The organism is Weissella sagaensis (assembly GCF_010306265.1).
Classification (GTDB): Bacteria; Bacillota; Bacilli; order Lactobacillales; family Lactobacillaceae; genus Weissella; species Weissella sagaensis.
This window is the reverse complement of record NZ_BLKA01000002.1, coordinates 49348-74678: the sequence shown is the minus strand read 5'-3', so window position 1 is coordinate 74678 and position 25331 is coordinate 49348. Positions and strand designations below refer to the sequence as shown.

General features: G+C 33.1%; 17 protein-coding genes. 1 reads left to right on the top strand and 16 read right to left on the bottom strand.

Translation table 11 applies throughout. The features are described 5' to 3' along the window. Positions 1-165 precede the first annotated feature (165 nt). Positions 166-1065, top strand: coding sequence for an ArsR/SmtB family transcription factor (locus G7Y65_RS02975; RefSeq protein WP_150190006.1), 900 nt, complete (start codon positions 166-168; stop codon positions 1063-1065). A gap of 294 nt (positions 1066-1359) precedes the next feature. Here G7Y65_RS02975 and G7Y65_RS02970 read toward each other — a convergent pair whose 3' ends face one another. From G7Y65_RS02970 to G7Y65_RS02895, 16 genes are all read right to left on the bottom strand, one after another. Beyond that, positions 1360-3576, bottom strand: a complete 2217-nt coding sequence (locus G7Y65_RS02970; RefSeq protein ID WP_165314570.1) for a glycoside hydrolase family 3 C-terminal domain-containing protein — start codon at positions 3574-3576, stop codon at positions 1360-1362. Between the two features lie 127 nt (positions 3577-3703). Continuing rightward, the gene (locus tag G7Y65_RS02965) at positions 3704-3904 is read right to left on the bottom strand and encodes an immunity protein (protein WP_165314569.1); all 201 of its coding nucleotides are present in this window, start codon (positions 3902-3904) and stop codon (positions 3704-3706) included. 106 nt (positions 3905-4010) lie between these two features. Next, a complete protein-coding gene (locus tag G7Y65_RS02960; protein WP_165314568.1) occupies positions 4011-5477 on the bottom strand; it encodes a glycoside hydrolase family 1 protein in 1467 nt (488 codons plus the stop codon). A 19-nt stretch (positions 5478-5496) separates the two neighbouring features. Next, positions 5497-7431 (bottom strand): beta-glucoside-specific PTS transporter subunit IIABC, encoded by a 1935-nt coding sequence (locus G7Y65_RS02955; protein ID WP_165314567.1) that lies wholly within the window; start codon positions 7429-7431, stop codon positions 5497-5499. 137 nt (positions 7432-7568) lie between these two features. After that, positions 7569-8423, bottom strand: coding sequence for a PRD domain-containing protein (locus G7Y65_RS02950; RefSeq protein ID WP_165314566.1), 855 nt, complete (start codon positions 8421-8423; stop codon positions 7569-7571). Between the two features lie 643 nt (positions 8424-9066). After that, positions 9067-10659: a capsular polysaccharide synthesis protein gene (locus tag G7Y65_RS02945; protein WP_240006073.1), complete on the bottom strand. Its 1593-nt coding sequence runs from the start codon at positions 10657-10659 to the stop codon at positions 9067-9069. A 47-nt stretch (positions 10660-10706) separates the two neighbouring features. Continuing rightward, on the bottom strand, positions 10707-12272 hold the full coding sequence (locus tag G7Y65_RS02940; RefSeq protein ID WP_165314563.1) for an accessory Sec system protein Asp2: 1566 nt from the start codon (positions 12270-12272) through the stop codon (positions 10707-10709). After that, on the bottom strand, positions 12272-15733 hold the full coding sequence (locus G7Y65_RS02935) for a bifunctional glycosyltransferase/CDP-glycerol:glycerophosphate glycerophosphotransferase (RefSeq protein ID WP_165314562.1): 3462 nt from the start codon (positions 15731-15733) through the stop codon (positions 12272-12274). Before G7Y65_RS02935 ends, G7Y65_RS02940 begins: the two co-directional genes overlap by 1 nt. A 15-nt stretch (positions 15734-15748) precedes the next feature. Continuing rightward, positions 15749-17071, bottom strand: a complete 1323-nt coding sequence (locus tag G7Y65_RS02930; RefSeq protein ID WP_165314561.1) for a hypothetical protein — start codon at positions 17069-17071, stop codon at positions 15749-15751. A gap of 39 nt (positions 17072-17110) precedes the next feature. Further along, entirely contained in the window at positions 17111-17533 is a 423-nt protein-coding gene (locus G7Y65_RS02925; protein WP_165314560.1) for a hypothetical protein, read from the bottom strand. A gap of 38 nt (positions 17534-17571) precedes the next feature. Continuing rightward, positions 17572-18702, bottom strand: a complete 1131-nt coding sequence (locus tag G7Y65_RS02920; RefSeq protein WP_165314558.1) for an SGNH/GDSL hydrolase family protein — start codon at positions 18700-18702, stop codon at positions 17572-17574. Positions 18703-18819: 117 nt separating this feature from the next. Further along, entirely contained in the window at positions 18820-19266 is a 447-nt protein-coding gene (tagD, locus tag G7Y65_RS02915) for a glycerol-3-phosphate cytidylyltransferase (protein ID WP_074428042.1), read from the bottom strand. Between the two features lie 42 nt (positions 19267-19308). Beyond that, positions 19309-23289: a CDP-glycerol glycerophosphotransferase family protein gene (locus tag G7Y65_RS02910; RefSeq protein ID WP_165314556.1), complete on the bottom strand. Its 3981-nt coding sequence runs from the start codon at positions 23287-23289 to the stop codon at positions 19309-19311. Positions 23290-23308: 19 nt separating this feature from the next. Further along, the gene (locus tag G7Y65_RS02905) at positions 23309-24049 is read right to left on the bottom strand and encodes a hypothetical protein (RefSeq protein WP_165314555.1); all 741 of its coding nucleotides are present in this window, start codon (positions 24047-24049) and stop codon (positions 23309-23311) included. Between the two features lie 56 nt (positions 24050-24105). Further along, positions 24106-24495, bottom strand: a complete 390-nt coding sequence (locus tag G7Y65_RS02900; protein WP_141926675.1) for a hypothetical protein — start codon at positions 24493-24495, stop codon at positions 24106-24108. Between the two features lie 11 nt (positions 24496-24506). Next, complete coding sequence (locus tag G7Y65_RS02895; RefSeq protein ID WP_165314554.1) at positions 24507-25331, bottom strand: ABC transporter permease; 825 nt, start codon at positions 25329-25331, stop codon at positions 24507-24509.

The following is a 25331-nucleotide window of genomic DNA, read 5'->3' as shown; positions in this document are numbered from 1 at the left end:
CATTGACCAAAGTAAATAACATTAACGTTGATTAATACAAATAAATCATTGTTCATAAACTTTTTAGTTGATAAAATAGACGTAACATGTCATGTATTGGTTTCGTTGATAACCTAATCATTACTAACTAAAGAATTATGCAATGTTTATCACTGGAGGTTCCAAATGGATTTAGATATATCCGATGCAGCAGTGCCTGTATTTCGTGCACTTGCAAGTCCCGTTAGAGTTAAAATTATTCAATTGCTCTCAAAAGATAAACTAAATGTTTCACAATTATCAAAGGCACTTGGCATTAGTAGCACGATTACCATCGCTCATTTAAATAAGTTAGAAGAAGCTCATCTCATTCAATCTGAGAAAAAAGGGAATCAACGAGTATCTACCCTAACTATTGACACTATTAACATTAATTTCCCAAAAAAGCTCTATATTCCATTTAAAAACCTAGATATTGACATTCCGATTGGTCAATATACATCGTATGATGTCACACCCACGTGTGGGCTTGCTGATAGTAAGGGATTTATCGGAAAATTGGATCAACCAGGCTATTTCATGGATCCTAAACGATATCAGGCTGGGATGTTATGGTTCGGCCAAGGTTATGTTGAATACCAAATACCAAATTATCTACAAAAAAATCAGTGCTTAGAAATGTTAGAATTAAGCCTTGAATTAAGCTCAGAATTCCCTTTTTCTAATAATAATTGGAAATCTGACATTTCTATTTCCTTGGATGGTCATGAACTGGGAACTTGGACTAGCCCTGGTGATTTTTCTGATACACGTGGTCTTTACACACCAAAATGGCTAGATGAAGATATGAATCAATATGGTATTTTGAAATCACTCCGCGTATCTAACCATGGTTCAACCATTGATGGCAAATCATCAGCTGATACGACTATCGATATGCTTGATATAAACAAGAGTTCATGGACTTTGCGTATTGCTGTGAAAGATGATGCAGAAAATGTCGGAGGCTGCACTATTTTTGGTCATAAATTTGGCAATCATGATCAAGGAATTAAAACAACTATCTATTATAGTGACCAAATATAATAAAAAAGCATGAGATTTACACCTCATGCTTTTTTAGAAAATTATTTATTATTAATTATATTAAATACATCTATTAATATTGTCTTTGATATCATTAGTAACAATGATTAATTTTATAACTGTTTTAAGTTAATTTAAAATCACTTAAAAATTTGTTACCTACAAATAAATAGACTATGTCCTTTATAAAGTTTTTTATTTCCTGAAAAATTAAAAAACAGCCACCGATATTTTCAAATCAGTTGCTGTTTCATTATTGCTATGTTTAATAATTAAATGACTAATTATCTTGTATTACTTATTAACTAACGCAAGAAACTTATTTAACTGCTCAATATCTGCCCCTAACATGACCACGGCCCGCATTGGCATATTGGCTAATAATTCTTGGTTATCTTCTACGTTCGCAATCATGTCTAGTGATTCACTTAAACCAGATTCTTCAATTGCTGGTCGTAGATCTGTTCGGTTGATAACTTCACTAATATAGGTTTCACTCGTAATGGGTTGCGAAATATTTGCCCCTAGCTTAACTGCTACATGTTGTGATAAACGAATGTCGCGTGATGAACTACCAATGTTAATTACATAATCACCATTATCAACTGTCCATGCTTGACGTTTGACATCATACCAAGCAAATTGGCGACGACCGAGTACTAACTGAATCTGCTTCGTTTCACCGGGTGCTAACGTGACTTTTTCAAACGCTTGTAGTGCATTAACTGGTGTCTCAACATCACTTGCCAAATTATTAACATATAATTGTACCGCTTCTTGACCAGCTAAATCACCAGTATTTGTTACATTAAATGTTACTTGTACTTTTTGAGAATCACTATCAATAACGAGGTCATCATATTTAAATGATGTATAACTTAAGCCATGACCAAATGGATAATTAACGTCACGATTCTTTAAATCGTAATAGCGATAGCCTACAAAAATACCTTCATGATAATTTTCCTCACGACGACTAACCGCAAAAGTCCCATATGTTGGGGTATCAGAAAGTCTGATTGGAAATGTTTCTGCTAATTTACCTGAAGGATTAACGGCGCCAGTCAAAATATCCCAAGTAGCTTCACCAACAGCTTCACCAGCTAAATATGTTTCCACAATACCGGCAACTTTATCTTGCCAAGGCATGGTAATTGCTGACCCATTTTGCAATACAACAATGATATTTTTATTAACCGTTGCTAATTGGTTAATTAAGTCTGTTTGATTTTCTGGCAAATCAATCGTTGTTTTATCAAAACCTTCTGACTCATCACGTTCTGGTACACCAGCAAAAACAACAACTTTGTCACTTGCTTTCGCTGCTATTAACGCACTGGCTACAAGCTGTTCATCCGCTTGTGATTGGTCAATATGATATCCTGCTGCATAATTAATATCTTGCTGACTTGCCTGAGCAGCCGCCAATGGTGTTACTAATTTATATGGATTAACATGTGAGCTACCGCCACCTTGATAGCGTGGTTTTTGCGCTAATTCACCAATGATTGCAACTTTATCTGTTGCTTTTAGTGGCAACACCTGTTGCTCATTTTTCAACAATACCATACTATCAGCAGCCATTTGACGAGCAAATGCATGCTGTTCTTCCTTGTCATATTCACCAGAAGTAGTTTCAATATGATACTTTTCAACCAACTGCAAAACCCGTAAGACAGCCGTATCTAAAACTGATTCTTCAAGTTCACCACTTTTAACAGCTGCAATTATTTGTTTAACTGAATAATCACCATTTCCTGGCATTTCCAAATCCAAGCCAGCTTTAAGTGCTGCAATATTATCAGCTACTGCACCCCAATCGGACATGACCAATCCAGTAAAGCCCCATTCATGTCGTAAAATCTGCGTTAATAAGCGATAATTTTGTGAACTTAAGACACCATTGATTGCATTGTATGAACACATCAGTGTCGCTGGCTGAGACGTTTTAACAATCTTTTCAAATGCTGCCAAATATACCTCACGTAAAGTTCGTTCATCTATGTTAGAAGATGATGTAAATCGCTGACTTTCACGGTTGTTAGCAGCAAAATGCTTAACACTAACACCGACACCTTGTTGCTGAACACCATTAACATAAGCTGCCCCCATTTCGCCAGAAAGGTAGGGATCTTCAGAGAAGTATTCAAAATTACGACCAGCTAATGGTGAACGTTTAATATTAACTCCTGGGCCTAATAATACTGACACCTGCTCAGCTTTGGCAGCTTCACCTAAATGTTGCCCTAATTGATACAACATATTGGTATTAAATGAACTAGCCGTTAATGCCGAACTAGGAAAACTAATTGCTTGAACACTTTGATTTAAGCCTAATGCATCTGCATCATCTGCCTGCTTACGTAATCCGGATGGACCATCAGTCACCATGATTTTAGGAATATTTTTGTCAGCATTACCTGCTGTGAACCAAAAATTTTTACCACTAACTAACGCTGCTTTTTCTGCCAGCTTTAATCCTTGTACAAAAGATAAATCAAACTTTGCCATATTTCCTCCTAGTCTATTGTGAACATATTAATTATCATTTCACGCAACATTTTACTATAAAAACAATAGATAACCTTAAAATGCAAGACATAAATCAAAGGTAGAATTTAATTCTGAGTTTTTTCTATTAAAGCCATTTAAACAATAGCATAATACCAAGCACAAACATTATAAGTCCAAAGACTAATCCACTGAAATATGCAATGGGTAAAAAACCTGACGTACTTTTAGTTGCATTTTGCTTTATTCCTTGAAACGCCCGAAATACTGCATAAAACTGCCATATACCAATTAAAATACTAATAACACCACAAATTCTTTCAACCATAATTTACCCCCTAATTATAAGATTATCATAACTCTCACCCTTATTTAAAAAAGCAGCTCACGTATCATTTTTGACATATGAGCTGCTTACTATTATCCAAAACTTACTAATCCAACGCCGCACCATTAGATGAAATTACTTGCTTATACCAATAGAATGAATCCTTTGGCGTCCGGTCTAAGGTACCATTACCTGCATCATCTTGATCAACATAAACAAAACCGTAACGCTTTGACATTTCAGACGTACCAGCACTAATTAAATCAATTGGTCCCCAAGTTGTATAACCCATTAAATCAACACCATCCTTAACAGCTTCTTTCATCTGAATAATATGTTGTCGTAGATAATCAATGCGATAATCATCATGAATATGACCATCCTCATCGAGGACATCTTGTGCCCCTAACCCGTTTTCAACAACAAACAATGGTACATGATAACGACTCCAGAATTCATTCAACGTAATTCTCAAACCAACTGGATCAATTTGCCAACCCCAGTCACTTGACGCTAGATAAGGGTTCTTACCACCAAATGTTAAGTTACCACTTGTCTTTTCAAAATCAGGATCAGCTGATGCCACCATTGACATGTAGTAGCTAAATGATAGATAGTCGACTGTCCCTTCACGTAATAAGTCTTCATCACCATCAGCCATATCAATCACAACATGGTGCTCAGCAAAATAACGGTTCATGAATTCAGGATATTCACCACGTACTTGCACGTCTGTGAAAAACAAATTTAATTCATCCTGCTTTTGTGTTTCTAACACATCTACTGGATTAGGTGTATTAGGATAATTTTGCATACGTGCTAACATGCATCCAATTTGAGCATCCGGATCAATGGCATGTATTTGCTTAACTGCAATTGCACTAGCAATAAATTGATGATGCAATGCTTGATAATGTAATTGCATCTTTTCATCTGCTGACAACCCATCTTCTAATGCACCAGTTGCATTAAAGCCCCATGTACCGGCATTAATTTCATTAAATGTCATCCAATACTTAACTTTATGTTGATAACGATTAAATGCCGTTTCCGTATACTTAGTAAATGCTGCAATCGTATCACGACTAGCCCAACCATTCTGCTTAATGGTTAGTGCGATAGGCATTTCATAATGTGATAAGGTCACAACTGGTTCAATACCATACTTTGCACATTCATCAAAAACACGGTCATAAAAAGCTAATCCCGCTTCGTTTGGTTGTGCATCGTCGCCATTAGGAAAAATACGACTCCAAGCAATTGACATTCGAAATGCTTTAAAGCCCATTTCAGCCATTAGCTTAATGTCTTCTTGATAACGATGATAAAAATCATTTCCACGACGTTTTGGGTAGTGCGTATCTGTTGGATCGGCAATTGCTTCATTTAGCGCTTCTCGTGTCACTTCATTCATTGCCATTGAATTATTACGATCATCAGCTTTTTTAACAACTTCAGCTGTGGTAATACCTTTACCATCAAGGTCAAAAGCACCTTCAATTTGATTAGCGGCTGTTGCACCACCCCATAAAAAGCCATCTTTAAAACCAGTTGGTACGTTCTTTGAATACATATTATTTCTCCTCACTTTACTAAACTTCTAATGACAACAATGGCGTTTGTTTCATAACATCGCCTGTCGCTAATACATTAACTGCTTGATAATCAACTGAATTCGTCACGATTATCGGTGTTGTAATCTCATAACCCTTGTCTTGAATAAATGCCATATCAAATGACACTAACAAATCGCCTGCCTCAACATGCTGCCCTTTCTCAACATGAAGTTGGAAGCCTTCACCATCTAGCGCAACCGTATCCATACCAATATGGATAAGTATCTCAGCGCCATCATCTGTCCGCATGCCAACAGCATGTCCTGTTGGGAATACTAAAATAATTTCGCCAGCCGCTGGTGCCACTACTTCGCCCTTACTTGGCTGAATGGCAACGCCTTGACCCATTGAACCTGATGCAAATACTTCATCCTTTACATCCTCTAATGGCACAATTTTACCAGTCAAAGGTGCTTGCAACGTTGTTGAGACTTTTGTAACTTCTGCTACTTCTGTTGCCGTTAACGCAGTTTTAGCATGTTCTGCTGCGTCAACTTCATCTGCATCAACACTTTGCTTACCAAACATTAACTGAAGGAAGAATCCTAGAACGGTAGCAACAACCATCGAAATGATTAAGCCCCAAACGCCCATATCCATACCATTTTTGCCAAAGGCACCTGGAATTGAGAAGATTCCCATACCAGCCATCATATATAATTTCGTACCAAACCAACCAATCATACCGCCACCAATTCCTGATGCGATACAACTTAGAATAAATGGTCGTTTACGTGGTAATGTTAATCCATAAATAGCAGGCTCAGTGACACCAAATATCCCCGAAACAAACGCTGGAATAGCAATTGAACGTGTCTTAATACTCTTAGTCTGCATAATAATCGCTCCAACAACACCGGTTTGTGCAAATGAAGCTGCCAACGATAATACGACCAAAGGATCATAACCAGATGCTGCAATATTGGCCATCATGACAGCCACAAATCCCCAATGAACACCAAAGATAACAAATACTTGCCAGAAGGCACCCATTAGAATACCAGCCACAATTGGACTGAAGTTATAAATACCAACAACCAAGGCTGAAATACCATTACTCAACCAAGTTGCGATTGGTCCAATCAGCAAGAAAGTGACCGGAACCGTAATTAATAGAATAACTAGTGGTACCAAGAAAGTTTTAACGACTGTTGGAATATAACGCTTAGCTACCTTTTGGACCTTAGATGCAAACCAGCAGGCTAAGATAATTGGAATAACTGATGATGTATAATTCATTGCAATGACAGGTATTTTCAAGAATGTTACATGCACTGGTGATTCTAGGAATGAACCTGAGAACAATGTGTATAACGTGGTTTTACTATTTACCATACCAACAATATCTGGATATACCAGAGCTGCTCCAATCAGCGCACCAATATACTCATCAACTTTAAACTTCTTAGCTGCTGAAATTCCTAACATGATTGGTAGGAAATAGAAAAAGCCATCACCAATTGCATATAAAATACGATACGTTCCAGAACTCGTACTTAACCAACCCAGTGCCGCAAATAATGCATCGAAACCTTTAATCATTCCAGCCGCACATAATGGACCCAATATTGGATTAAAGATACCAGAGATTAGATCGATAAAACGATCCATCACGCTCATATCATTTTTCTCTTCATAATCATCAGGAACTGTACCACCGTCAGCAAATCCCCCTTCTTTCACTAATGTCTCATAAACATCAGCAACATGATTACCAATCACAACTTGATACTGACCACCGGATTTCACCAAAGTTAGTACGCCATCCAAATTTTTAATTTTTTCATCATCTGCCTTGGACTCGTCTTTTAACTTAAAACGCAAACGTGTCGTACAATGAACAACACTTTGCACATTATTCTTACCACCAATATCTGCAATGATATTTTTACTTAATTCCTCATATGCCATCACAATATCCTCAATTTTCTAACAAAAAAGCTCAAATATATCAAAAAACATGACAAGTAATCACTTGAACTGTTTTTTAATATATTTGAGCTAATGCCTATTACTAGTAACACGCTACAAAATATTAAAATTTATTATTAACTTGGTGCCTCTTTTTGTCGATGCGTTACGCGCCAAATATGTAAGGTTAGATATAGCTTATCATCAGATGTTAACTGCCAATTTTCAGTTTTATCAAGATAAGTTGCAATTTTTTCAACCGTTGCATAAGCATCTGTATATTTGGCCTGCATTAACGCCAACAAACCCGGATCTAACTCATCATCTTCATCTGTTATACGTTTCATATGTCGAATAATAAATCGCCGTAAATGTGTGACAAAACGATCAACATTAAATGAATCCTGGTCCAATTGGATGCCAAATTGATATTGTACAATATCGACAATCGCATGAATAATTTTCGTAATGCGCATTGTATCTTGTAAATCCGTCTCATCGGTTTCCGTATTCACTAAATGATAAGTTAGATAAACTGCTTCACTACTACCAAAAGTTAAACCTGTTCTTTTTTCCATTAACTGAACGACTTCTTTAGCAATTTGATATTGCTGTGGAAATAACTTACGAACTTCCCAATCCGAAGAGCCACCTGCCATATCAATTCCCTTGTGAGCACGTTGTAAGGCAAAATCAATGTGATCTATTAAAGCTAAGTAGCCATAGTCATTAAATGTTGTCTCTTGACGCGTTTCTACTAAATGTACAACTTCTTTGGTTAACGTTAACGTTTCTGATGATACATTCGCAATGCTATCTAATAATCCTTCCGTTTTGTCGGCAGCTACGAAACGATGGGTTATTTTCGTATCATCAATTTCATCACCAATTTTTTTGCCGAACCCAACACCATTACCAACAACAACCCATTCAACACCGAATTCATTAGTAACTAAGGCTGCATTGTTATTAAAATTTTTAATAAATTTCATATCTACTAAACGGTCTCCATGTTTTCTAGTTGCTGGGTCATAAATAACCGTATAAATGAAAATAACCCACAAATCACTTGTATAATTGGCCACCTTATACGAGTAAATTATGGGTTAATGCCTAATCGAATTAGTAACACGCTCATTTATATAATAAAGTATAAATTCAAATGTAAGCGTTGTCAATAATTTTGTGGAAGATATTAATAACGCATAGTACTGGTTAATTAGTTTATGGCTGTTAATGCATATTTAGTTCCATAAATTATCCTTCAACTAGTCTCTAAATTATCATCTAAATTCAAACAAAATTATAGTATGTAGGCAACAAGCCCGTTTAGTCGATGAAATTTCATCTCTTTTCCTCAATATAAACCTACTCACTCAGAAATTGAACCAGTTATTCTAAGATACAAAAAAATATAAAATACATTAAGTATCGTATTAAATAAATTAGTTGTTAAACGTATGATTACAGTAATTAAATGTTAATTTTTATGAACCTATTAACTAGAACAACTTGAGAGTTTGACTAAAAGCGTCAGATTCACGAGCTGTATTTCAAAAATTATTTGAGTTGATCTTACAATTTTTACACCATTTAAAATAGAACATTGAAAACGAATACATTTAATAAATAATATCAATCAAACGGGTATTTTCTACTTATTATTGCATTATATAAACTATCTTCTTTATTTAAATTATTCCAATCAGATAATTTATAATTTAATTTATGAACAAGTTGATGTTGTAATAATTGAACTGCCCATTTTTCGTCAAACTTTACAGACAAATTATCTCGAAATTTAAAACTAGAATCGACTATAGTATTAAACGAATCTCTTTTTTTTCCCGGTTTAATTTTAAAATCAGTGTAATATTGTTCAAGAAAATCAATAAAAAAATAAAACGGAAATTTATCAAATTTCTGTAACCAGAACAACGTAGTTGCTTGTAACATTTTTTCACCTAAATGTGAGGATTGTTTGTAAACTCTAAACCACGAACCCATAACTGCAATTGGTCCATCCATAGAATATTCTGAAGGTTGCTGATTATACTCAATTAATTGATCATAAAAATCCTCGCGAACAAATACTGTAGCATCAATCCACGCACCTCCATATTTAGCCAATATCGCAAATCGTAGATAATCAGAATAATTGGCGTACGAATAATTTCGAATTTTATCTACTGCATCAGGAATTTGAATAAATTCCCGAATATTATCTTCCGACAAACTCACTAACGCATCAGAAGGAACAACATCACATAATCGCTTATAAGTTGCTTCAATAATTGGTGGTAAATTATCAAATCCTTGACCCCAATAAACAAATACCGGGAATTTACTAAATCGACTAGTGTTTTCTGATATATTTGAAGCAATTTTTTCAATTAAAGACTTATTATTATCAAAATATTCTGCTAATAATAATTTAGACATTAAATGTTTATCATCATATTTTTTAATAAACTTATGTATATTTGCTGAAGAACTAATAAGCTGTTTATTATCTTGATAGAATTTAATTCCATTTTCTCTATTACGTAAATGTTCAATTTGCATACCAATATAATACTCATATACCCAATCCGAATGAATACCTGGTCTAAAAATAATATCTTCAACAATATTATTAGCTTTTTCATAATTTCCTTGGACAATTAAGTCAATAATTAATTGTTTAATAGGAAATTCATAAGAATGATGCGTAATTTCTGAATAATAATTTTTAGATATTTGTTTTTTAGTTATTGATAATTCAAAAGTGATCTCGTTATTTTCCCAAGAATTATCAAATGCTTTCGATTCAGCGAAATTACCATCAATATAGACTACAAAAACTAATCCTCTAAATTTTTTATTATCAAACCACAAATTTTTTCTACTTTTCTTATCAAAAAAAACTGGTTCTAAATTTTTATATTTTTTTGACCAACGAGTAGATAATAAAAAAGCATTTTCATCCTCAAATTGAGTTTTTACAGAATTTTTTTCAATATTTTCAACTATAAGTTTTCCTTTTTTTATTACTGATAAATATGAAAACCAATTGCTATTGCGCCCACTTCTTTCTAAATTAAAATCAGTTTCAATGCCTAATTGTAGTAACAAATCTGAAATTAAGATAGAATAATAGTTTCCGATTTGATCCCTACTATAAATATATATATCAGAACTATTTTTAATTTTAATTAAATGCCTTAAATAGTCAGCGAATTCTTTCATCTTTTCCAAAATATTATTCCTTAAAAAATTATATACAATTTACAAAATTAAATATTTAACCTATCATCCAGTAGCTGATTTATTAATGCTAAAGATTCAGGTACAGTTTGATTCGCAATTTGTCCATGCCACTTTAAACTTGTATCTTTAAGATCTATCTTTTTTATTGTTTTTCCTGTATTCAATGGTAAAACGCTCGACTCAAATATCTTATTAAACGTACCACTATTAGATAATAAAATTTTCGAATATATCTGCTTAGAATCATCCATATTGTTAATATCGTCAATATAACTAATTTTCCTTATTCCATTTAAAAAATGTGGATCATTTTTTTCATTCAAAAAATATTCAGCATTGACTACCGGATCAACTGAAACAACCTGATAATCAAGTAACTTCCCATAATAGATTGCCCCTAATCCGCCTCTAGAAAATCCGTAAAAAACAACATTATTCTTTGGGACATTATATTCTTTTACTTTCGAATTAATAAATTCAACAATATTTTTTTCATATTCAGGATAATTCACACTAGACATAAAATATGAGCCTCTAGTTAAATTAACATCGGCAATTCTCACTAATACTGTGTCTTTTACTAAAGATCTAGACAAACTTTTAAATCTATCCGGTAAGGCTTGTTCAGAATAATTATCAATAGCCCATTTAGGTGCAGCCATAGGCGTAAAATAAAACAAAATACGCTTAGGTTTCCCATCTCCAGATAAACGTCTGTCGTTGATTTCTTCCGTATACCAAATTCCATTTAAACATTTCAGATTAGAACGATAAAAATTTTTTCTATGAATTAACCGTTTTGTTTTCCCAAAACTACCGTCAATAATAAAATCCATTTTTAATAATTCTCTAAAAATAAAATGATTTTTCCCCTCTACGGTTTGATATGCTAACGCAGCTCCATCAACATTTTTTAATAAAATTATCGTATTATCATTTAGTAAGTCGTTATCTACCTTGATATATTTCTTAATTTCATCAAAATTTTGAAATCTTAAATAGACTGGAAAACCATCAAAACATTTGTTTGCAAATTCATCGAATTGAATTAATTGGTTTAAATAATATGCTTGATTAAAATAAAGGTCTGCAAAACCCATTTTTTTATTGTATTCCAATGCCGAACAATCTTTATCAAATTTCAAAATGTGAATTTTATTATACCCATTCAAGAAATCTTCAATTCTGTCGAGTTCTTTATTCCTTGCATCTTGAATTTTGACGCTAATAAATTCAGAAGCAGTATGTGACTTGTCACTCCAATTTTCATCCACAATTACCCTATTAACATAACGAGGGGAATTATAAATTGGCAATATTTCCATTTTAGACACCTTCATTATGAATGAATCTAATAAATCTAAAAAATTTTCATTTTTTGACCTATATTTAACCACGTCAAAAAGTAAATCAAACACAACTATATCTATTTCGTTTTCAATGCTAAATTTAACTAGATTTTCATAATCATCTAAAAAAAATTTTGGGGGATAAGTTACAATTTTTACATTTTCATTATGGAAATACATATTAATATTATCGTCAAATATATATTCCGTAGCTTGGCTTCCAGCAATCAATACATTAATCACTAATATTTCCTCCCCCAAATTTTTTGAGCAATTTGCTCACTAGCTGTTCCTACATCATATTGACCAAATTTTGTCTTAAATGCTGCTATTTTACTTTGAAACCTCTGCGGTATTCTTTCAAAAGTATTAATCCATTGTATAAGTTCATCCTCATCATTCACAAATGGTCCGGGAGCATTATCCTTTAAGTTAAAGTTAATACCTCTTGTATTTACATATTCATCATAGTCAAAAGCCCAAAAAATCATTGGTTTATCTAACAAAGAATAATCGAACATAACTGATGAGTAATCTGTAATTACAGCATCTGAAATAATATATAGAGACTCGATGTCTGCTTCTTTGTTAACAAACATTATCTTATCTTGATACTTTTTATCAATGCCCGTTAATTTTTCAAAATTATGATTCTTAACGACTATAACTGTATTATTATTCAATGATTCATACATTTTTTTTACATTAAACAAACTATTAATATCTGTCGGATGCTTTTTATCTTGATTTCGCCAAGTTGGTGTATACAAAACTATTTTTTTATCAATTGGTAATTTATATTTAATTTTAATTTGTTTTCGTTCTAAATTGGTATGATTTTTAAAAAATACATCATTTCTTGGATATCCAGTTTTAAGAATTTTAGGGTGAATCTTAAATGCGTGTTGTGCGTATTCTGAAACAAAATCACTAGGAACTACTAAATAATCATAATTTTTAAAACGTCTCAAATATGAGTAGTAAGTCGTATCTTTCCATTCATCTAATACATCAAATCCCATTGCTTTTAGTGGTGTCCCATGCATAGTCTCGATTTCAATTTGTTCGGGCCTCTTACGTCGATTTCTATCTGTCCAGTTAACATCATTTACGAAGTATTTTGCTTTAGCTTGATAATACCAATATTCTTTTGTCCCAAATGATATAACTTTTGTATTCCCTAATTCAGGGTAACTTCTTAATTTATTTTGTACAACAACGACGTTATTTAACTGAGGATAGTTACTAGAAACGTACTCAAACAATGCCCTAGGATTTCCTTCAAATTTATTATTACGTCCCCAATAAGCAGACCATAATACGACATTTTCTAATAATGGTTCTTGTAGCCATTTACTATAGTCATTTTCTAAAAATGTCTCGAAAGAACCTACTTCTTCTTTATATAAAACTTTGGCTGTTCTTTGGATAGCAAAACCACCAAAAGCATATTCTTTAAGGTATGAAAACTTCCAATCAACGTTACTAATTTCAACAGTTTTATCAATTAACTCACTGCGATATAACCCCCATCTAAGTGGTTCATTTGTAATATACCCATCTTCAAAAGTTAATCGAATATTTATATTAAGCCACTTTTTGTCACCAAATCCATCAAGTGTCAGAGGAATCTCTAATCGATATTCATCATTAGACACTTTTTTTGTTGACCATATAATTTCACTAATCTGAGGATCAGGTATAACTTGAACAGAACTAGCCTCATTTTGCCATCCAACTAATTTTACTGTTAAATATAAAACGTTATTAATAATTTTTAAATCCGAAATAAAAGGATAAATCCAATTAACATTTAAAACAGCTAATCCTTTTTTACAATCAAAAGTTTCAATATACGCATCATTTTTAATTTGTTTTCTTGGCCCCATAAAATACATTGGTTTTGTAACTAAATTATTTTTTGTTACAAATTTCCACTCTTTTTGATACTTTTTTTCAAAATTACCTAACTTATTCTGCACAATTAATGGTAATTTAACTTGGCTACTAAATACGTTAAGTGGTAGTTCCTGCTTGCCAGAGACTAAATAAATTCTATCCAAATAATTAGCCACCTCAAAAGTATCATCGTCAATCATTTTAATAACGGCTTCATTTTTAGAAAGTGTTAACCTCATTAACCAATCATTGGAAGAATAATCGATTTTAATAACTAATCCATTCTCAAAAACAAAAGGTTCTGGCCATATGTTTAATTGTTTTTTCCACGGATTGCCAACATATCCCTTAACCCTAATACCATCTATCTCTACATCAATTTCTACTAAAACATTATCAATGTTATCAAATACATCAAGTTGTTTAATTGGAATATTTATTTCAAAATTAGCGTAATCTAAGTTAAAATCATGCTTGTCTAATGTAAAATGTGTACTGTTATATCCAAATTTAGCAGTAATATTATGATTATAATTAAAACTAATATTTCCAATGTTCTTTACTAAATATTCATTATTTTTATTTAATAAATTAACTTTAGCTTTTCTAATTAAATTTAAAGCGGACATATCTGAAAATTTTGGGAAAAACCAACCGCTAATATTTATTTGATTGTTCTCATTATGAACATCTGTTACTTTTGAATTTATAATAAAATCTTGTTTTGTTGCTTTTTTAATATCTGAAGTAACATTATTTTTCAGATAGTATAAATTATTATCCCAATATCCAGAATATTGAATACCATTTCTCAAGTATAAAAGTGTAAACTCATCCCATTCAAAAAAATTTTTTACATTTTTTGTATTATTAAAAAACACAAAATTTTCATATATTACTTTATGCAAATAGTCTTCATTAATTTCTGAAAGATATTCTTTTAATGTTTTAAATAATAGCTTTCTATCGTTTATAGGAATTAACTCATATTTCTCTTTTCTAAGCATAGCAAGAATTCCCATATTTAATGCTTTTAAAATTAACTCTTCAATTACTCTAGGGCTTGCATTATATTTTTTTAATCCTTCTAACGCAATTTGATTAACTTTTATACGATCCATAGTTGCTTTGATTCCAGTAGATTGATGAGTAATAGATCCCTCTCGTGCTCTCCACATATATACAACTTGATTTAAAACATCAATACCATTGGCTTTAGCATACGCTGGATTTACCATCGGAAAATCCTCATACAAGACGCCTTCTGGAAATTTAAAATTATTTTCTTTTAAAAAACTTAATCTATACAATTTATTCCATGAGCTTGCATCCCAAATTAATTCAGGATGTTCATCCAAACTTGTATGTTCAAAAGATCCCAAAATAGCTTTTGAATGAAGGTCAGGTTTCCAAATCTTTTTTGAATTAAAACGTCTAACATTTCCAGTAATAATATCACTACCAGTACGCTCAATAGTATCCAGCATTGTACGGTAACTATTCTTAACAACTAAATCATCTGGATCTAAATACGCAATAAACTCTGCGTTAGCAAACTCCGTCCCCTTATTTCTTGCAGCACCTAGTCCACTGTTTTTAAATGCATGCACTTCAATATAGTTAGGATATTTTTTTTCTAACTCATTCGCAATTTTTAATGTATCATCCTGTGAACCATCATCAATTAAAATAATTTGTAACTCATCTTCTGACAATTGTTGATCTAATACACTTTCAATTGCTTCACTAACATATTCCTCAACATTATACATAGGAACAATTACTGCTATTTTTTTTTTATTCATTTTTTTCTCCATAGACTATACAAATATATTATCAATTTCTAATGAATAATCTGCTACTTCCAATTTTTTATTATTACTAATTGAATAAATAATCCTAATTTTTTCATAATTTTCAAATAATTCATGATATGATAAAAACAAGTCTAATTTAGAATTATATTTACATGGTAGAGGGACTAATTCATGTATGTCTTTTGGTTTTCCATAAACAAATTTTATACCTATTTGTTGGCTAAATTCCAAACTCAAAAGGCTTTTATCAATGATTTCCCCCCTAATATCAGGTTTTCTAATTGACTTTGTTTCCATCGGTAAAACTATTAAATTATCAAAAGACTGCACACTTCTTTCTAAGACGTCATTATTTATATATACAAATTCAATTGATTTATACTTATGTTTCGCCTCGTTAAATTGAAAAGCAGTTTCCAATATATAATTACTAATTTTTTTATAATCTAATTTGGTAAATACAGGTCTTTCTTTATACCTAAGGTATATCCCTAGTATCTCAACATCTTTAGATAAAATAAATTGCTTTCTATAATCATCAATTTGATAAATTCGTTCTACAAATTTATCATTAATCCACTTAAAAGGGTAAATTTTTCCAGTCGTCGATTTACCAATTAAAATATTTTTACCTGATATATTATCAGTTGCAACTAATTTTAAAGACTCATTATTAGGATTTATAAAATATATATTATAAGGGAAAAGTGCACTAATATTTACAGATGTATTTGAACACAATTGAATTATTCTTTCATTTAATTTATCATAGCTAACTTTTTGGTGATATCCAAACCTTTCAATATTCAAATCAAAGCCATCTGATAATTTAATAAAATCATTTGATTGAAGAAATAATTTTTCACCCTCAGTCCACAATTTGTTTATTCTAATTTTAGGATCCACTACCGTTTGAATCATTAGTCTTTTAAACGTTTTACTGAAATAAAAATATTCAGTATCATTCGTTTTAGAATTAATATCAAAGTGCCTTTCTTTTAGTGACACCTCATTTGCTTCTTCAAATAACAAACGAAATTTATGACTATTAGCTATAGCATAAATATCGAATTTTTTATCCCCAACTATTTCATCATGAACTGTTAAATCAATACCTTTAATAACCAAATTTAAATCATTTTGTTTATATTCTAAATCAATAATTGTTTCATTATATGATCCAATAATTTTTGAAATAGAATATTTACCGTTAAGTTTCATACTAATTGCATTATCAGAACTTAATTTAATATCTTTAACTTTGATATCGTCTGACTTTTTTTTTTCTTTACCAAAAATTTTTCGAATTGATTGAATGTTTTTCATTTTTAAATAACCTTTACTCCATGCTTTTTCATGACAAAACTATATTGATAGTATCATAACTGTTCCAATTTTTGTTTCTTCGGTCATTTTAACTTTATTTAGTCCAAAATTTACAAACTGTGGCATAATTTCTTGTCCATTTCCAAAAATACGATTTACACTCTGCAATCTTTTAGTTGTTACCAAGTCTAAATTCGGTTCAAATAAAGCAAACTCATCGTCAGCCAATTCCAATTTAATTCCTGTATGCAACGTTTGAGGCTCCAACAACGTCTTCAAATCAGGATTATCCCGAAATCCTTTTAATTTTTTGGGCAATTGTAATATATTTATTCCCTTAAAAAAAGGGTTATTAACTGCTGAATCAATCACCGTATCTTCAGCCAAAGTTACTTCATAACCTGGTAATGTTGCTGAACGTTTTAAGCTAATTTCTTGCCCATTTTCATTTGTAAATTTCATAATAACCCTCTCAATATTGTGATTACGAATAACATCATCTACTTAGATTTTACATAATGATCATCTTGCCAAGTCCAAACCTGATCCTTCAATGAAACATAGTGGTTAATCCATAAATCATTAAACGCAGATTTTGTAAGTGGTTCTGACCATTTTTCACCATCTAATGAACGTAATATAGTGTCTGCATCAAACTTAATAAACGGTATCTGATGCGCATTCAATAACACATTGTCTACTAACGTTAAATCATCTAATTCGCCATCATAGCGTAACGATGCAGCGTAATATTGGTAAATATTTGTGATTTTGGTATCTGCTGGTATGTCATTTACTTTCAGAAAGTCTACTATTTCATCAGGTGTGACCATACTCAATTCAAACCACAAAATTTCAGCACGTTTTCCTTGTTGGGCGTTGCTTTTAATCGCTGCAAACAATTCTTGTCGCATTTTAGAATCTTCAAATAAATTCCCCGTAAAAATATATTTATCTGTCTCACCAAACCGTTGCACTGGTGATTGATAACCGTGCTTTACAAAATCAGTTAATGATTTAGCAATTTGCTTATGAATAGCTAATGTAAAATGATCACGATCATCAACGTATTCATCAATATGATTGCCTAAATGATAATCACGGATGTCAAATACCGCAACATTTTGTTCTTCGTATACTTCGATATACGCTGCAACCATATCAGCATAAGTAAACCCATTAGGACCTTCCAAATACCAAGCTGGTTGATGTTTTCTAAAAGCCAACGTTTCAATAACACCAACTAATTGAATATGATGATTAATTGCTCTAATATGATTGATATTTTGTCGCAACTTATCTTTGACTTCAGTTAATGAGTGTTGTGAGCCATCTGGATTTGGTTGCTTCCAATCATTATTCCCGTATGCAATTAATGCCACGTCTGCTTGCTTAATTTCTTGCTTGTAATACTCAATACTACCTTCAAAACTATGCGTCCAACCGGCCAATCGATCTAAATTATGTTGACCTTTGAATTGACCAGTCCCTGTTTCAGCAAAATTTTCTAACTTATGTGCGTGCAAATAATAAGCAGCCAACTTAGCATAAACAACATCACGATAAGGGGTTTCTTCCCTGATTAATTCTTGACCAGCCACAATGCTGTCACCAAAAACAATGACATTCATGTTTGCCCAATTATTTTGCGGCACTTTACATTTTATAAATTTTTTTAACAGTTCTTTTATTTTGCTTTTGACTTGCATACAATTAACGGCTCCATTTTTTGGTTACCAAAAATCGGTTTACTTACCTGACACATCAATAGTTGATGTATCAACGCTAGTTGCTAATTTCTTTGCGTTCAAATCTTTTTTGATTTGTGATGTTGAAATCTCAGGTGTACGTGGCAAATAGACAACTTCAGCCTCAGTCTCATCTTCGATAAAATCAAACTTACCAGCCCAGTCATCTCCCATAACCATCGTATCAATATGATACTCTTTCATATCAGAAACCTTTTGATCCCAGCTATTTTCAGGGATAACTAAATCAACGTAACGAATTGCTTCCAATAATTGCTTACGTTTTTCATATGAGAAATATGTTTTTTTCTGTTTTGAATCCCAATTAAATTCATCAGATGACAAAACAACAATTAAATAATCACCCATTTGCTTAGCGCGACGTAATAAATTAATGTGCCCATAATGTAACATGTCAAACGTTCCGTATGTAATAACTCGTTTCATAAATCTATACCCCTTTTTGGCCCTTTATTCCATTTTTCCTATTTATTTAATTATATTATAAAAAGCTAGTCTTGCATCATTTTGGTAGTGCTTAATATCAAATTCTGCAATTTCGGTTTGTTGCTCTATTGCAAACAACATCTGTGACACAAATGCATCTGTTGTCACATCTTGTGTTAATAAGCCATATGTTTGATTTCCTAAGACGCCAACATTGGCTGCAATATTAGTTGCCACGATTAAACGATGTTGCATCATGGCTTCCAGTAAGACCATTGGTTGTCCTTCATATAACGAAGGATGAACAAAGACATCTGCCACTGCCAAATAGTCAGCCGGATTATCAACTTGACCTGTAAACAAGACGACATCAGCAATCCCGAGTTGTACTGCTTGTTTTTCTAAATCACTCCGAATAACACCATCCCCAACAATAATCAATTCTGCTTCCGGATGTTGCTGATAAACCTTTGCAAAAGCATCCAATAGCATTGTTTGATTTTTTTCAGGTGATAATCTACCAACAGCAACAAAAACAAAATGCTCATAAGTTGCCCAATTACGTCCGTTTGCATAAATCAGTTGCTTAGAAATACCTTGATGTATGTCAGCAATTTTTCGCTTTTGACCATCATCAGTGACTAGAGTTGTCGTCCCGTTTTGTCTGATTAAACTAATAAAATGATTATCCGCAACATGCATATCAATTTTTCGTGTAATCCATGGTTTAGCCAACATTGATACTGGCCTAACTTTATCAACTGGCAAAACATCTGCTTCCAATTGAACACCCGATTGTTCGTCAACTAACTTATCTTCTTCAAACATCGTTTGCTTAACGTGTTTATGATGAATAATGGATTCTGCTATCCAAACATACTGATTAGCAATCAAAGCAAAAATCATAAAGTCGTTTGTTTCCCAGTTCCAAACACGAGCAAGTTCAATAATTTGATCAGCAATTACGATTGGTTGCGCCTGTTTGTCTACTAAAGTTCGATAATAGGTAGCCTCAAATGCTTTTGTGACGACATAATAATAATTAAAATGGCTGGTATCCAAAACCGTCACCATTGTAATTGGTAAGCTTATTTGTTCACCCAATGATTCAGATTTCAACTCATAAACTTGTTGATCACCAATAAATTTAGCCGTTGCATAACCTGCAATAATTTGTAAGTCTGCTGGTACTGACCCAAAGGCATCGTGCACTTTATCTTTAGCAGCTGCATTTAAAATTAATGCGTTCTCCAGATAATCCTGCAGGACAATACTTTGATTTACTTGCAGTGGTACGTTGACAGCCTGTAATTTCACTGATTTTGCATCAATCCACCACTGCTTTTTACCAACTTTAACGCGATAATAAGTTCCCACTTTGGTTTTAGCTACTGCTGTTGCCAAATAAAACTGATTAATTGTGGTGAGTTGCCGTTGCTTTAGTCCTCGCTTTGTTAGCCCTAATGGTTGATTGGTTAAAGTTGCAGGTTTTAAAATGGTGAATAATTGTCGTATGCCAACATCATATTGCTGTTCTGGTACCTTATGTGACAACTGATTCCATACCCATTGATAGATTGCAAAATGCTTCCCCATTTGCATCGGTAACACACTGGAAGCCTTTAACCAACCTAATTGTGTTTGTTGCGACAACTGCACTTGATAATAACGACCATCTGCAGTATCCGCTTGCGCCACAATCTTTACAAAAGTATGGTTTAGCCATTTAGCTTGCCCAATAACATCAGCCGTATCATTGCCTTTTAAATAAGGTGTTTTAAACAGACGACGCTTATTGTTATAAACCCAGCCAATTTGATTGTGTGATTGCTGGTCCAGTAATTCATTATTTTCTTGTACAACAATATCCTGGCCCATCACCCAACCACGCGGTAAATCATTAATAGCTAACTTATAAAAGTAATGCTGCTTGATTTGGGCACGTCCAAGCACACGAATAGTATCTTTTGGCTTTAACTGAATTGTTGATGCCGCTTGTTCAGAAACGGCAATTAATGAATGGAACATCTGCATTGCAAATTTGTTAGCTTTTGCTGGCGCTTGATAATCTTCAATCACCACTGCGCTATGCGTCTCATTTTCTTTATTATCACCAGGTAACGTTAATGAATTTGGTACTGCGACCATTTGTTCTGGGCGCACATATTTCGCCAACTTCTTTTGATTAATTTGCTTTAAGGTCTCTGAAACAGACACAATTTTATCAAACACTGGATACAACGTGAACAAGGCACCTAATTTTTTAGCATGCACTTTTTTTCCATCAATAACCTTCTGTGAATCAGCATATAAATCGTTATGTTGATAAACAACTAATTGTTTACGTGGCATGACTGTAAATAATTTTGAGCCATTATATGAATACCCTGAAAAATCAATTAGTGTATCAAATTGCACACTATTAAACAAACGATCCACTTCACGCAAATAACCTTGCTTGGGGATATGATTATCTGCCCAATCTTTAATACCATGCTCACTCACATAACGGTCTTGCTTATGCTCCGGCCGTGTCAGCGCTGTTACACCAAAACGATAAATTAACCGCACTTGTTCATCTAATTGATCAACATTATTAATAGTATCAGCCTTATTATTATCCCAAAGTAAATACGTCACATCATAACGATCATAATCAAGATTATGACTGAGATTAATGGCACTAGTCGTAATCCCATTATTTCCCATACCACCAGGGTAAATTAAAATTTTAGGCTTATTAAACCCTGCTGCTCGTAAATGATTAACCCCATTAACCGATTGTTGCGCAAAAATAGTTGCCACCATGCGTTCGGTCACATGGCCATCATCATATGGGACAACTTTGTTCTTTAGTGCTTGATATTTTGGCGCATCGTCTTGATTACTTTGGGTAATATGCTGAAGCTTTTGCCCAACTTCTTCAATATCGTCTAGTATTGGACCTGGTAGTTCATCATCATTAAAATACATGCCACGATAATGACTATATAATTCATGATCCCAAGCATAAAAAATAATGGGTTTATCTGTGACCATAAAATCAAAGAAAATACTTGAATAATCCGTAATTAAAATATCAGTTATCCCAAGAATCAGATTAGCATCCATCTCATCTGGCACTAAATACTGTTTTAAAGCTTGATGACGACTTGCTAACTGATAAGCATATGGATGCACTTTTACCAAAATATTTTTATCCGGGTTTAATTGCTGAAGTACTTTTATTTCTTCATAAATTTGATTAATACTTCCTGATGGATTCGAAATTGATGTTCCCTTCCATGTAGGTGTATACATAACGACGGGCTTTGTTTCATCAACAATGACTTGATATTGGTGCAAATAAGTAAACGTTTGTGCCTGTTCATCAGCATACGTTAAATCAATACGCGGATAACCACCTTCTAATACTTCACCTTGGTACAAACCATTTAGTTTATATCTATCCAAAAAGACATGCGAAGTATGTTTATTTGGCGAAATGATATAATCAGCCATTAATAAATTACGTTGCACGTTTTTTAACGATGTTTTTGAGCCCGGAATATCATAGCCCATATATTTTAAAGGCGTTCCATGCCAAGTATTAATGTACACTTGATCAGGTTTCTTATGCCAAAATGATTGGAAAGTTGAATTAGTAATCAGATACTTAGCCGCTAACAACCACTTCGCATAATCAGTTGTGTTTCGCTTAACCCAAATAATTTTTTGCTGTAACGCAGTCGGAATATTAGCAACCATCCGTTTTAGGTTTTGCGAACTAGTATCCGTCACAACCCAGACATGTTTTAAATCACGATAGGTTTCATGAGTTGCTAAATAACGAAAAATCGCTAATGGTGAATCCGTTATTGATTGACCATCGCGTACTTCATAAAGGACAACCTTTTTATCAACTGTTGCCTGATCATAGTGGCGAATGTAGTATTCACGTGTCTTCTTTAAATCCGAATATTTGTACGTCATGGCGACTTCAGCAATATGCGCCAAACGTTTTCCTTTTTTCTTTAAATCCATGCTCATTATCCACCAAATCTCACATTAAAAATACTTTATTGACGTCATGCTTATTTTCAAACAGCACATCATAGTGACGATTCAAATTAATGACATAATCAGCTGGTTCAATCGTCCGATCAAACCATTGATCATATAGATCCACCTCACCATAGACAAGTGGCTCATCCCAACCAAGTAGTTGATAATCAGACCGCAAACCACGTTCGTCAAAATGCACAACAAGCTGTGGGATTAAATCAGTATCAACATATTCATCTCGTATGGGTAATTTTGTTTTTGTATCAAAATGGCGAACAACCTGAACATTCCCCGAACTATTAACTGAAACACGTTGATGTGGTCGCTTTTCACCCGGTTTCGCAAAATCAACTGCCGTGACAATACCCGCTTTATTCGTAATAATAGCAATCCGTACTTGGCCATTTTGTTTGAATAAGCGTTGTCCATCGGCTGTCTTTTCCACCGTCATCTTCTGATTACCAATATAATCTTTAGTAAATTTATTAACATTGTCTCGTGCATCACTGTGCAGATATTGTGATAAATAAAAACTATCAATTTTTATGTTAGGTATATCTTTTGATAATTGTTCATACTCATGAATAAGTGTATTGTAATCACCTTTATAACGTGGATCTAATATCGTGAAAGTTGCCGCATTACCAATTAGTTGACTGATATTAGTCATATATTTTTTAATCGCACTAACATCAGTTTTTTCCAGTTTATCAATGATTATTTTCACTTGATTATCCATGTGTAATATCCTCTTTATTTTTTATATGTATCCAGGTTTTAACCTGGTTAAATTGCCTAATTTACATAGACAATAAATTGTGAGTCATGATCAGGCACACCGTTCACAATAGGACTGACACGCCATCCCTCTTTAACTTTAGCCACATAATATGACCATGAACGATTACCTTTTTGCTTACTTGCTAATACTAAACGACCACGTGTTCGATTAGTAAAGCGATTATCAACAACGACCAAATCCTCACCTTGATTATTTTTGACTTCAGCCCCGTCAACAATCATCTTTTGCCAACGTTTTGTGCTCGTTGTCTGATACGTACCATTAGGAATAATTGGTGTATTATCAGCATAACCAAATACGTGTCCGCGTTCTGCAAATGCCCCAATCATAATACCAATAATTAGCACTGCTAAGACTTGAATAATGCCTAATTTCTTTTTCATTTTTATATCCTTTACACAAAGTCCATGAAGCGACTACGGAAACGCATGTGAATATGTGCCCCCAAAATCAACAAAATAATCACAATACCCCAGAAAATCAAATTCGCGGTAACGTTTTGCCAAAACCAAATTGGATTTTCTAATAACGTTTCACGGAAACCTTCAATAATATAATACAGTGGGTTTAGTTTCAAAATGTTTGATAACAATAATGGGAAACTGGGGCTATCAACGGGAATAATTACCCCTGATATCCACATACCAACACGTAAGACTGCAGCATAGGCGTTGTAAAAATCAGGTACCAATACCGTGATTGTTGATGTTACCAATGACAAGGCATATAAGAAAACAAACATCGCAATAAAATAGTAAAAGAATTGTAGCCAATAAATTGACGGCTTAACATTCATAAACAGAATAGCAAAAAAGGCCATCCCCAACATTACAAAGTAACGACGTAATTCAGTCACAATTTCAGTTAATGGAATTGCTGCTAATGAAAACTTCATGCGTGATAACATGTTTACTTGAGATTGGATACTTTTAGCCGACTTTTGCATAGCTGATTGCATGAAAAAGTAAGTCACCATTCCCAAAGCAATCCAAGCAATATAACCAGCTAAACCAGTTGCATGGGGATTACTCCTATCACCACCACCACGAACTGCAAACATTAAAATCATGACACCAATCTGCAATGCTGGATCCGCAAAGTGCCAAAAATCACCTAAATAATTCTGCCGATACGTTTGATCATTGTTATAACGCGCAATGCGACGAACGACCGGCCAACTTTTGACCAACTCTTTTATAATTTTCCAAATATCTTTCAC